The organism is Pedobacter sp. ASV12 (assembly GCF_016429155.1).
Lineage (GTDB): Bacteria > Bacteroidota > Bacteroidia > Sphingobacteriales > Sphingobacteriaceae > Pedobacter.
In genome coordinates, this window is sequence record NZ_JAELUC010000095.1 from 1 (window position 1) to 13,059 (window position 13,059).

At 44.9% G+C, this 13,059-nt stretch carries 6 protein-coding genes; all 6 read left to right on the forward strand.

The genetic code is table 11. The features are described 5' to 3' along the window. Positions 1 to 393 precede the first annotated feature (393 nt). The 6 genes from JHD69_RS16985 to JHD69_RS17010 all read left to right on the forward strand — a co-directional run bounded on the left by JHD69_RS16985 (position 394) and on the right by JHD69_RS17010 (position 12,979). Positions 394 to 2,763, forward strand: coding sequence for an ABC transporter permease (locus JHD69_RS16985; RefSeq protein ID WP_199141541.1), 2,370 nt, complete (start codon positions 394 to 396; stop codon positions 2,761 to 2,763). A gap of 46 nt (positions 2,764 to 2,809) precedes the next feature. After that, the gene (locus tag JHD69_RS16990) at positions 2,810 to 5,203 is read left to right on the forward strand and encodes an ABC transporter permease (RefSeq protein ID WP_199141542.1); all 2,394 of its coding nucleotides are present in this window, start codon (positions 2,810 to 2,812) and stop codon (positions 5,201 to 5,203) included. Positions 5,204 to 5,239: 36 nt separating this feature from the next. Next, the gene (locus JHD69_RS16995; protein ID WP_199141543.1) at positions 5,240 to 7,666 is read left to right on the forward strand and encodes an ABC transporter permease; all 2,427 of its coding nucleotides are present in this window, start codon (positions 5,240 to 5,242) and stop codon (positions 7,664 to 7,666) included. A gap of 189 nt (positions 7,667 to 7,855) precedes the next feature. Then, positions 7,856 to 10,243, forward strand: a complete 2,388-nt coding sequence (locus tag JHD69_RS17000; protein ID WP_199141544.1) for an ABC transporter permease — start codon at positions 7,856 to 7,858, stop codon at positions 10,241 to 10,243. 59 nt (positions 10,244 to 10,302) lie between these two features. Next, the gene (locus JHD69_RS17005; protein ID WP_199141545.1) at positions 10,303 to 10,989 is read left to right on the forward strand and encodes an ABC transporter ATP-binding protein; all 687 of its coding nucleotides are present in this window, start codon (positions 10,303 to 10,305) and stop codon (positions 10,987 to 10,989) included. 136 nt (positions 10,990 to 11,125) lie between these two features. Next, positions 11,126 to 12,979 carry an ABC transporter permease gene (locus JHD69_RS17010; RefSeq protein ID WP_199141546.1) on the forward strand — a complete coding sequence of 618 codons (1,854 nt, stop codon included), beginning with the start codon at positions 11,126 to 11,128 and terminating at the stop codon, positions 12,977 to 12,979. Positions 12,980 to 13,059: the final 80 nt, after the last annotated feature.

A 13,059-nucleotide genomic window follows, 5' to 3' on the forward strand; every position in this document is an offset into this window, starting at 1 on the left:
CCCCCCCCCCCCCCCTATTCCATCCCCCCCCCCCCACCTACAACACCACATGTCGTGGTTCGTCGGCAGCGTCAGATGTGTATAAGAGACAGGCATTGAAATATGAATAGATTGATGCCGGTTTTTCAGTTGCCAGTTGCCGGTTGTCGGTTTTCAGTCTCCAGTTATTTGTCTAATCCTATTACAATTCAACAATTAATAATAATACCAATCCCACAATAAACTCATGAACCCATAAGCTACTCTTCGGCATCGTTCGCTTATGTACAATTGATTGTCCGAAAACGAACATTTTTGAATGAGGTTTATGTTTAACTAATTGATAATTAGTATGTTGTTTTTTAATTGTGGCTTGGTATAAAAATTGGCATAGCCAAACTATAAAAAAGATATATGTTTCAGCTGAATCTTAAAATCGCACTGCGTAACCTTTGGAAAAACAAGGGTTATACCTTGATAAATGTTGGTGGTTTGGCCATTGGCCTGGCTAGTTGCATGTTATTGCTCATTTACGTCGCCTACGAGTGGAGTTTTGATAGGCAGGCACCCCATAGCGATAAAACCTATGTAGTTTACAACAACTTTAAAACCGATGCCGAAACTTTCAGTTGGGCTTGGACACCTGGCGTCATGGCCAAAGAAGTACAAGAAACCATTCCAGGCGTAGCCTACGCATCGCACTCAAGCTATCCGCAACAGCAGCTGATTGGCTTTGACAAAAAGCAGTTCAAAAAAAATACCGTCTTTGCCGATAAGGCATTTTTAAAGATATTTGATTTTAAGTTTTTGAACGGCAATGCCGAGCAGGCGCTAAGCGATATAAATTCGGTTATTTTGACCGAAACTTTGGCCAGGTCCTTGTTTGGTACCGAAGATCCTCTCAATAAAACCTTGAAGCTCAACAATAATGAAGTACTTAAGGTAACAGGTGTTATTGCCGATATTCCCTACAACAGCAGCATCCGCTTCGATTACCTGCTCACTTGGGACATGTACCTGAAACAAAATCCATGGGCGAAAAACAACAACTGGGGCAGCAACCATTGCTTAACTTTGGTCCAGTTGCAAAGCAATAAGTCGTTTAATGAAGCTAATGCTCAGATGAAAGGAATTTATGGCCGTCACATTAAAGATGCCAATGTAAGTACAGCCTTGTTGCATCCGCTTACCAAATGGCATTTGTACGATAAATTCGAGCGTGGTAAACCGGTAGGTGGCCGTATAGACCAGATTAAGCTTTTCTTTATTCTGGCGTTCTGTATTCTTCTTATCGCCTGCGTTAATTTTATGAACCTTTCTACAGCCCGTTCAGAGAAGCGCAGCAAAGAAGTTGGCGTACGCAAGGCAATCGGCTCGTCGAGGAAATCGCTCATCAACCAATTCATGCTCGAATCATTGCTGCTTGCTGTGATAGGAATGGCTGTTGCTTTTGTGCTCATCGAAATTAGCCTGCCTTATTTCAATGGCTTGCTCAATATTCATTTGGCCATTGACTACAACGATTGGAGGTTTTGGGGCGCTTTGGTAGGCTTAACCATCGTTACTGGCCTGTTGGCAGGAAGTTATCCTGCATTTTATTTGTCGTCTTTCGAGCCTATCAAAGTACTGAAAGGCTTTAGCCTGCCGGGCAAAACATCGGTGTCTGTACGGAAGGTACTGGTGGTATTTCAATTTACTTTTGCCGCTTGTCTTATTGTTTGTACAGCGGTAGTTTACCAGCAGCTTAATTTTATAAAAAACAAGCCCATCGGATTTCAAAAGACCGGTCTTGTCGAAATTCCGATACAAGGAAGCCTGCTTGATCAAAGCAAGCTCAATCTGCTGAAGCAACAGTTATTGGCTTCGGGTGCGGCTAGCCACGTCAGTGCCTTCAGTACCGGTTTAAACGAAAGTGGCAACAATACTTTTGGCATCACCTGGCCTGGCAAGAACCCTAACGATAGGGTGCTTTTCAATACCCGTGCAGTTGATTTTGACTTTGTAAAAACCATAGGCTCGCAATTGGTTTCGGGGAGGGAATTTTCTTCCACCGCCGATTCGGGGAGCCGACAAGTGATGATTAACGAAGCCGCGGCAAAAGTGATGAACCTGAAAGAAGGCGTGGGAGCTACTTTAACCTTTGGCAGCGATCAGGTAACCGTAATCGGTGTAATGAAGGATTTTACCAACGAATCTCCCTACCAAAGCGTGAGGCCAATGATGATGTATTATTATCCCGAAGACCTTAACAGGGTGCTTATCCGATTAAACCCAAAGCAGAGTATCAGCGCCTCGGTAAACCAGGTTGATGAGGTGGTGAAATCCATCAACCCCGATTTCCCGGTAGACAGGGTGTTTGTTGACGATAATTTTGAACAGAAATTTAACGACGAAAAGCTGTTGGGCACCTTGTCTAACTGGTTTGGTGGATTTGCCATCTTTATTTCGTGTTTGGGTTTGCTGGGCTTGGCGCTTTTCATGGCCGAACAACGCAAAAAAGAAATCAGTATTAGAAAAGTATTGGGTGCCAACACTACCGACATCCTCACCTTGCTGAACAAAGACTTTGTTAAGCTGGTAGCTATTGCCAACCTCATTGCCTTTCCTTTGGCCTACATTATTGTGAGCAAGTGGCTTTCGGCTTACGAATTCAGGGTGGGCATTTCTGTATGGCCTTTTGTGATAGCTATGGTAGCCTGTTTGGTTGTTGCCATACTAACGGTGAGTCTACAATCTATCAAAGTAGTCAAATCAAATCCCATTGATGCCTTAAAATACGAGTAATCAACGAATAAAATTAATGAACTGCCGAACCTTACCAAAAAAATAGATGTTCAAACTTAACTTAAAGATTGCCTTAAGAAACCTTTGGAAAAACAAAGGCTATACATTGATTAATATTTTGGGCCTTTCTATTGGCATGGCCAGCTGTATCCTCATCTTTATTTTTATCAACTACCAGATGAGTTACGATAAAGGTTACAAGAACGGAAACCGGATTTATCGGGTAGTTTCCGAATGGAAATATACCGATGGCAACGATTTTCATTCGCAGGGTGTACCGAGGCCTTTGGCCGCGGCCATGCGTAACGACTTTTCGCAGTACTTGGAAAAAGTATCGGCCATTCAGGGTGGCGGGGGCATCATTAAGGTAAACGATGCCCATGGCAAAGAGCGGCTTAAAACCACCGCAGACGTATTTTATGTAGAACCCGATTTCTTTGGCATTTTCGATTTTAAATGGCTTGCCGGCAACGCCCAGGCCTTAAAGGATCCCAATACTACCGTACTTTCTAAAAAAATGGCCAACCGTTTCTTTGGCAATTGGCAAAATGCGGTCGGCCAATCATTCAATTACCAAAACGACATCAATTACAAGGTGGTAGGTGTAATTGACGATGTTCCCGAAAACAATTCTATTCCATTAACTATTGTACTTTCCTACAAAAATTATAAAAGCAAGGATTTGACAAATTGGAGCGCTGTTTCGTCGGCCTCAGAATGCTATGTGCTGTTAAAGAAAGGCTTTGACGTGAGTAGCCTCGATGCGCCTCTGTCTAAGTTTTTAACCAAGTATTACACCGAAAAAGCCCCTGGTAAGGAAAGCCACAACTTTCAGCCATTAAACCAGATCCATTACGACGAGCGCTATGGCAATTTTGCAGGCAGCATCATGCCGATGAAAGAGCTATACGGCTTAATGGTAATTGGTGCCTTTTTAATGCTCACGGCCTGTATCAACTTTATTAACCTGGCTACGGCGCAGTCGGTAAGCAGGTCGAAGGAAATTGGGGTAAGAAAGGTAATGGGCAGCATGCGCAAGCAGCTGATAGCACAATTCCTCACCGAAACTTTTGCCATCTCTGTTTTGGCCTTGCTGATTGCCTGCGTGCTTACCGAAGCCGCTTTGCCGAGCATGCAGAACCTGTTTGGAGCCAAAATTTCTTTCAGTATGCTGCAAAACCCTGTTATTTTAGTGTTCATGGCCGTGCTAACAGTGGTGGTGGCCTGTTTATCGGGTTTTTATCCAGCTTTGGTTATGTCGGGCTTTAGTCCGGCTTTGGCCATTAAAAACAAGATCAAAGCGAACACGGGCGGGTTGGGCCTGCGCAAGGTATTGGTGGTGGTGCAGTTTGCCATAACGGTAGTGCTCATTATCGGCACCCTGGTTATCATCAAACAGATGCAATATTTACGGGAGAGACCAATCGGGTTTAATCCTTCGGCCATTGCCATGGTCGATGTACCCAACGACAGCATCAGTGTACAGCGGTATGATGCGCTCAAACAGCGTATCATGCAAATACCGGGAGTAAAAAGCGCTTCTTTCTGTAGTGCGGCCCCTTCTTCGCTTAACAACAACGGAACCAGTTTTTCTTATAACAGTTCTAAGGATGCCGACTTCGATCTCAACACCAAAATGGCCGACGAGAACTATTTCAACACTTTTGGCTTGCAGATGATTGCAGGTAGAACCCTGAGCAAGAGCGATACCATCAAAGAATTTGTGGTAAATGAAACCCTGCTCAAAAAGCTCAACGTACTGAATCCAAATGATGCCATTGGCAAAATAATGCGGGTAAGCCGTAATTTCTCGGGACCCATTGTTGGCGTGGTCAAAGACTTTAACAACAATACCCTGCGCGATGCCATTTCGCCGATCGCCATCATGAGCCATAAAAAAACCTATACGGCCATAGCGGTAAAAATGGACAGCAAATTGATGATGCAAACCATGAAAGATATTGAAAAAACGTGGAATTCGGTATATCCGGAATATGTATACGGATCGTCGTTTTTAGATGACGTGATCAATAACTACTACCAAAGCGAAAAAATCATGGGTATTTTGTTCAAGGTTTTTGCCGGTGTTATTATCTTCATTTCGTTTATCGGCTTGTTTGGCCTGATTTCTTTTGTAGCTACGCAACGAACCAAAGAGGTAGCCATTAGAAGAGTATTGGGCGCTTCTACCTTTGAACTGGTTAAAATGCTGAATGGCTCCTTTTTATTGATGGTATTTATTGCTAACCTGGTGGCTTGGCCTTTGGCTTACTTGTTTGTGTCTAAATGGCTAAACGGCTTTGCCTATAGGGTAGATTTGAGTATCTGGCCCTTTGTTTTGGCCATGTGCATTTCGATGTTCATTACCCTGATTACGGTAAGCATCAGGTCGTATAAGGCGGCCAGGGCAAATACCATCGATGCATTGAAATATGAATAAGTAGACAGCCTAATCTTCAGGCCTAAATCATTGCAAATGTTCAAACTGAACCTTAAAATCGCTTGGCGCAATTTACTGAGGCACCGTCACTATGCCTTGGTCAATATCATCGGATTGGCTTTGGGCCTGGCTGGATTTGTTTTTGTTGTATTGTTTGCCAACCACGAGGAAAGCTACGATAGTTGGAAACCAGAGCTGGAGCACGTGTATCAGCTACAGGAATATTCGGACTATTACACTACCGACAAAAAGGCACATTGGCGTAGCGAAATCGACCTGCGCCTCTCTAAAATTGTAGGAAGTATGCCCCAGGTAGATGCCGTTACCAAAATCAACCTCGAATACCGGCAAAATGCGGTAACTGTTGCCGGAAAGCCACCGGTGCTGCAATCGGGTATCAGGAGTAGCGACAGCTTGTTCTTTAAGGTATTGCCTTTCGATTTTAAATTCGGAAATGCAGATAGGGCGCTTATGCAGCCCAACAGTATCGTGTTAAAAGAAGGTTTGGCACGCAAGTACTTTGGCGAAGCCAATCCCGTAGGCAAAACGCTAACCATTGCAGGTGGCAATTGGAAAGGTGCTGAAGACTTATTTACGGTTACTGGGGTGGTAAGAGAGCCAAAAACGCCTTCAAGCATCGATTTTCAGGCCATTGTTTTTGAAGATGGAGATTTCTTCGATACCGAATCGACCACCGGCAGCCCTGCCGAAGTTTATGTTCGAGCCAAAGCCATTCACAACCTTGGGCAGTTTAATCAGGTGTTGCAAAAGGCCTACCTGCCAGCAAAAGATCGTTACCTGGCCCAAGAAAAAAGTTCATTGGCCAAAGTCAAGGCCGAGGGTAACGCACCGGTTTTGCGCCTCGCCCAACTCAGGGACGTTCATCAGCATCCTCTCGAACAGCCCAGCTGGAAAGTTAGCCTAAAGCCGGTGATCGGGTTGTCCATTTTGTTGCTGCTGGTATCGGTTATCAATTTTGTTAATCTGGCTACCGCGCAGGCTACTGCAAGGGCCAAGGAAATGGGTGTTAAAAAAGTAATGGGCGCTTACAGGCGCACATTGGTTGTCCAGTTGCTTGCCGAAACTTTTATCCAATGCCTGATGGCTTTGTTTGTAGCCTTGCTCTTAGTAGAGCTGGCTTTGCCGGTCTTAAACCAATCATTCAGCTTGGAGCTGTCGTTATTTAAAGGACCTTTGTTGTTGCCACTGTTGGCCCAGCTATTGGGTATTGTAGCGGTGGTAGGACTGCTTACTGGACTTTATCCTGCCTTGTTGCTCTCGGCTTTTCGGCCTTACGAAGTGTTAAAAGGAAATTTTGCCACAAGCACCAAAGGAAGCGCGGTGCGCAAGGCCTTGGTAACGGCCCAGTTGGTGGTTTCCATCAGTTTCATCATAGGTGTTTTGGTGGTTAACCAGCAACTAAGCTACCTCAGGCAGCGCGACCAAGGCTTTACGGCCATGGGCATTCTCAACTTGCGCTCGGATATTGGAGGGGAGGCCAGTTCTTACTTTCAACGCATCAAACACATCGATGGGGTCAAGTACGTAGCTTTCAGTTCGGGCATAATTGGCGACAATGCCTCTTCGGTGCAGCGCTTTAAATACCAAAACGAAACCAAAGAACTTTATGGGCTGGGCATGGGCATAGAAGGGATGCAGGCCTTAGATGCCAGGTTGGTAGCAGGGAGGCTTTTTTCGGCGGCCATAGTTCAGGATACAATAAACAATGCCATCATCAACGAAAGCGCTGCCAAGCTTTTTGCGAACAATATGGTGGGTCAAACCATCATGGCCAATGATACTGTGCCGGTAAATATTATCGGTGTAATTAAGGATATCCAGGTTGAAGGCTTCGAAAGCCATGTAAAGCCTTCTATTTACGTAGTCGAAACCAATAATTGGAAAAAGGGGGTGGGCTTTACGCACAAACCTACCACACTGATCAGGTTTGATAAGGCCAAAACCAGGCAGGTGCTAACCGAAATAGAAAAGATCTTTGCCGAAATGAACGAATTTTATCCGGCAAGCTTTTCTTTTGTGGCAGACGACCTGTCTAAAGTATTCGTCGTACACGAACGTTTCGAAAAAATGATAGCCCTGTTTTCCGGTCTTTCACTCAGTTTGTCGCTGTTTGGCCTGTTTGCACTAGCCGCTTTGATCACCAGGCAGAGAACCAAGGAAATTGCGATCCGCAAGGTGTTGGGCGCGGCTACTACCCATATTCTGTTGTTGCTCAATAAAGGCTATGTATGGATGGTGTTGCTGGCCAATGTCCTTGCTTTTCCAATGGCCTATGTGTTGGCCAAGCAATGGCTAAACGGCTTTGCCTATCGGATAAATATCAGTCTCTTGCCATTTGTGTTGGCTTTGATTGCCTCTATGGTGGTTACCTTGATTACCGTTAGCCTGCAGGCACGTAAGGCAACTAAGGCAAACCCGGTTAAAGCCCTCAAATACGAATAAAACCACCTGCCAGGATGTATCCAATGCCTTGGTTCAGTAGCCGTCCGCTACCGTACAGCATGGTGTTCGGAAACGAACATTTTTGATTTTTTTGTTTTTGTAAGTTATTGATTTTTAACGTTTTGTTTTTATTTTTTTCGCTTGGTACAAAATTGGCATAATGAGAATTAACGATTAAACTCTGATGCTATGTTCCGCCTGAATCTTAAAATCGCACTTCGAAATCTTTGGAAAAACAAGAGCTACAGCCTCATCAATATCCTGGGGCTTTCTATCGGTATGGCCTGTTGTATCCTGATTTTTATTTATGTGAGCTTTCAGCTTAGTTTTGATCGGGACTTTGAAAATAAAGATCGTATTTACCGTTTTGTTACCGATTGGAAATACAATAGCTTCGAGGATAACTCTGCTGGCGTGCCCATTCCGTTAATTGGAGCGGCGCGTAACGATATTGCCGGTTTGGAAAAAGTAGCAGGTATCCTGCGCGATGGGGGAGTAGTCATTGTAAAGGACGAACAAGGTAAAGAAAAGATCAAGGAAGACAAGTTTCTATACTATACCGATCCCGAGTTTTTCGATATTTTCAACGTAAACTGGTTGTATGGCAATCAGAATAACGGCTTGGCCGATCCCAATGCCGTAGTTTTGGCCGAGAGCATGGCCCAAAAATACTTCGGCGATGCCAAATCGGCGATGGGCAAGCCAATTACGATTAATGGCGGCACGCTTAAAGTGGTCGGCGTGTTTAAAGACATGCCCCAAAACAGCAGCTTTCCACTAAAAGTGGTCGTGAGTTTTCAGACCTATTACGCCAAAAACAATAAGGACTGGGAATCGGTAAGCTCGAGCAATGCATGCTATGCGCTTTTGAAAAAAGGAACTACCCTTGCAGATCTGCAAGTACCTTTGGCCAAGTTTAACGAAAAATACAACAAGGGAAACCTGCTGCCCGGTAACCAGAGCAACCGACTACAATCGTTAAAAGACATACATTTTGACGAACGTTATGGCAGTTTTGGCGAAAATACGATCACGAAAAAAGAAATCTATGGACTAATCGTTATTGGGCTTTTTCTGCTGCTCACAGCCTGTATCAACTTCATTAACCTGGCCACTGCGCAATCGATTAACCGCTCTAAAGAAGTTGGGGTACGCAAGGTAATGGGCAGTGCGCGCAAGCAACTGATTTTTCAATTCCTTACCGAAACCTTGGCCATTACCCTCGTTGCCTTGTTGATTGCCTGTGTGTTGTCTGAATTGTCGATTCCGCTGATGGAGAAGATACTGAACAATAAGGTCCACTTCAGCCTTTTCAAAAATCAGTCTATTTTTATATTTATGACGGGTTTGGTGGTGTTGGTAAGCTTTTTAGCTGGTTTTTACCCGGCATTGGTTATTTCGGGCTTCAATCCGGCGCTGGCCATTAAAAACAAGGTAACCGTAAATGCAGGGGGCTTGAGCCTGCGGAAGATATTGGTAGTGGTACAATTTGCCATTACGGTGGTTTTGATTATTGGTACGTTGGTGATCATGGACCAGATGGAATACATGCGCAAAAAACCTTTGGGATTCAATACACAATCGATAGCCATGGTAGGCCTGCCCAATGACAGCGCCAGTAAGGCCAAACGGGGTACGCTTAAAGAAAGGATATTGAAGGTTGCCGGCGTAGAAATGGTCAGCTATTGCACCATGGCGCCGATGTCTAATAACTTGAATACGACCAGTTTTAGCTTTGATGGGCAGCAAAACAAGGATTTTGAAGTAAGGTTGGCGCCATCAGACGAAAACTACTTTAAGCTGTTCGGACTGCAGCTCATTGCCGGCAAGGCATTTGCCAAAAGCGATTCGGCAAATGCCTATGTGGTGAATGAAACTTTCCTTAAGCAGGTCAATATTTCCGATGCGCAACAGGCTTTGGGCAAAATCATCGACCAAAATGGAAGGAGGGCTCCGATTGTTGGCGTAGTGAAGGATTTTAACGACCAATCGCTTCAGCAGCGTATTTCGCCACTGGCCATTTATCCAGAAAGCAGGCGCTACTACACCATGGCCCTCAAAATAGACAACAACCAGATGATGTCGGCCATGAAACAGGTAGCGCAAATATGGAACGACACTTTTCCGCAGGAGGTTTACTATGCCCAATTTCTGAACGAGAGCATCAACAATTACTATGAAGCAGAAAAAACCTTGGGCATGCTGTTCAAGGTATTTGCAGGCATCATTATTTTTATCTCTTTTATTGGACTTTTCGGCTTAATTTCGTTTGTGGCCACACAACGTACGCGCGAGCTGGCCATCAGAAAAGTGTTGGGTGCATCGACCCAAGAGCTGGTCAAAATGCTGAACAGTTCTTTTTTATGGATGGTTTTTGTAGCCAACCTGGTGGCCTGGCCTTTGGCTTACCTGTTTGTTTCCGGCTGGCTTTCGGGTTTTGCCTATCGGATAGACCTCAGCGTATGGCCGTTTGTGTGGGCAATGCTTATTTCCATGGTCATTACGCTCATAACCGTGAGCATCCGCTCGTACAGGGCGGCAAAAGCCAATACCATTGACGCACTTAAATACGAATAAATAACATAGCAAGCGGTTGCCGGTTGGCAATCGTCATCAACAAATTAATATAAAGTCAGATGATCGAACTAAAAAACATAGAAAAATACTACGCCAATAAAGGGGTAAAAAGCTATATCCTGCGCCATGTAACCACCAGTATCAAAGCTGGCGAATTTGTTTCCATCATGGGCCCATCGGGTGCCGGAAAATCTACCTTGCTCAACATCCTGGGCATGCTCGAAGAGCCAACTTATGGCGAGTACCATTTTATGGGCGAAGATGTAACCGCACTGAACGAGCGCAAAAGAATAGAACTGTACCGCAACCACATCGGTTTTGTGTTTCAGGCCTACCACCTCATTGATGAAATGACCGTGGCCGAAAATATCGAAGCTCCTTTGCTGTACAAAAAGATTTCGAGCGGAGAACGCAAAAGTCGAATTGCCGATATCCTCGACCGTTTTAATATCGTAGCCAAAAAAGACCTGTTTCCTAACCAGCTTTCGGGTGGCCAGCAGCAATTGGTGGGCATTGCCCGTGCCCTAGTAGCGCAGCCTTCCATTATTTTGGCCGATGAGCCTACCGGAAACCTGCAATCGGCACAGGCAGAACAGATCATGGATTTGTTTAAAAAACTGAATGAAGAAGAAAAGATTACCATCTTGCAGGTAACCCACTCGGAGAAAAATGCACAGTATGGCAACAGGATATTGAACATAGAAGATGGCGTAATTAAAGAGGATTTAGCCGTTGCCGTGCGATAGTTTTCATTGAGCAGTTTGCGGATAACAATTCGGGGCTAACCGTTCAATAGTTTAACAATGAAATGCTTAGGTTATGGTAAATAAGTCCATGCGCTAAGCAGCCGATAAACCATAAATAAACCAACCAATCAATTATATGTTTAAGATCAATTTCAAAATCGCATTGCGGAACCTGCTCAAAAACAAGGTTTATGCGGCGATCAATATCGGCGGACTTGCACTTGGGCTCACCGCTTTTGTATTGCTCCTGTTGTTCATCAACCACGAAAAAAACTACGATCAATGGGACACACAGCTCGAAAAGGTTTACCAGATCAGGGAAATGCACGATTTCTTTACGCCCGACAACAAGCCTCATTGGCAAGATATCGGCGATTCGCGCATTGCCAATCTCCTTACCGAGAAAGTGCCTCAGTTCAAACACGTCACCAAGATCAGCAACAACTGGGGCAACGGCTATAGTTCCATCAAGGTGGCCCAGAACGAGCCGGTTCTACAGAAGGGATTTAGGGATGCCGATTCGTCTTTTTTTAAAGTATTTCCCTATCAGTTTATTTATGGCGACGAAAAAACGGCCATCAATAAGCCCCATACCGTTGTATTGAAACAAAGTATAGCCAAGCAACTGTATGGAACCGATAAGGTGCTTGGCAAGACCCTGAAATTGGTCATGTGGCGCAATGATCCTGGCGAGGAATATACGGTTACGGGCGTGGTGGCCGATCCGGCAACTGCCCAAAGCGTAGCCTTTAACGCCATTACCCATAGTGGCAACCGGGAAAAGGACCCTGAAAACCCTGGGAGTTCTAATTATTGCCAGATTTATGCCTTGGCCAACCAAGCACTCGATACGGCTTCGCTAAACCAGAATTTGCTAAAAGTATACATCGATTTTAAAAAGGCCAGCTTTGCGCAGCGCAAAATCAATTTCGCCGATTATTACAAAGAGGGGAAAAAGCCGGGCCTAATGGCCTTTCCTATGCAGCAGGTACATTCAAATCCGGCATTGAGTTCGGGCTGGTTCGATAAAATAAAGCCTATAGTAGCGTTGTCTATTTTCCTGTTGCTGGTTTCTGTCATCAATTTTGTAAACCTGGCCACTGCGCAGTCGGTGCAAAGAGCCAAAGAAGTAGGCGTAAAGAAAGTATTGGGAGCCTATAAAAAACAACTGGTAATGCAATTTTTGGTCGAATCGGCCATTCAGAGCTTACTGGCCCTGTTTATTTGTGTTGCCCTAGTTGAAGTGCTTTTGCCTGCTTTTAGTAATCATTTTGAAGTAGAACTGAGTTTCTGGCGCAGCAAGCAACTGTTTAGCCTGGTGGTTCAGCTTTTAGGCCTTTTCGTGCTTATTACTTTGTTGGCGGGCTTCTACCCAGCCTGGGTACTGTCTAAATACAACCCGGTAAAGGTGCTGAAAGGTAATTATGAAAGCGGATTTAAAGGCATGGCTTTAAGAAACGGATTGGTTGTCCTGCAGTTTATCATCGCCGTTACCTTTATCATCGGCATCGGTGTAATGCAAATGCAGACCAGCTATATTGCCCATAAGGATTTGGGCTTCGACAAGAGCAAGCTCATCAATATTGCTACGAATTACGACGATAATTTTGCCGAAAGGATCAAGAAAATAGCTGGTGTGCAATACGTGGCCACCACTACGCAGGTCATGGGCAATGCATTTAACGTACCTCAAAAAATCACTTATAAAGACCAGCAATTCGACATCAATACCGTTACGGTAAGCATGGATGCCTTGCCTGCCTTAGGTGCACAGGTAGTTAGTGGCCGTATCTTTTCTCGCGAATACAAACAAGACACCGTCAATACAGCCGTACTCAATGAAACGGCCGCTAAACTGCTGGGCAAAAACATCGTTGGCCAAATGTACAAGAGCGGAGAAGGCGAACATCAGAATGCCTTTCAAATTGTTGGCGTAATTAAAGACCTGTCTCTTATACACATCTCCGAGCCCACGAGACAGTACTCATGATCGCGTATGCCGTCTTCTGCTTGAAAAGGGGGGGGGGGGGGGGGGGGGGGGGGGGGGGGGGGGGGGGGGGGGGGGGGGGG

Excerpts from the sequence above, each read along its gene's own strand:
- JHD69_RS16985 (WP_199141541.1), top strand. The coding sequence starts at position 394 with ATGTTTCAGCTGAATCTTAAAATCGCACTGCGTAACCTTTGGAAAAAC.
- JHD69_RS17010 (WP_199141546.1), top strand. The coding sequence starts at position 11,126 with ATGTTTAAGATCAATTTCAAAATCGCATTGCGGAACCTGCTCAAAAAC.
- JHD69_RS17000 (WP_199141544.1), top strand. The coding sequence starts at position 7,856 with ATGTTCCGCCTGAATCTTAAAATCGCACTTCGAAATCTTTGGAAAAAC.
- JHD69_RS16995 (WP_199141543.1), top strand. The coding sequence starts at position 5,240 with ATGTTCAAACTGAACCTTAAAATCGCTTGGCGCAATTTACTGAGGCAC.
- JHD69_RS16990 (WP_199141542.1), top strand. The coding sequence starts at position 2,810 with ATGTTCAAACTTAACTTAAAGATTGCCTTAAGAAACCTTTGGAAAAAC.
- JHD69_RS17005 (WP_199141545.1), top strand. The coding sequence starts at position 10,303 with ATGATCGAACTAAAAAACATAGAAAAATACTACGCCAATAAAGGGGTA.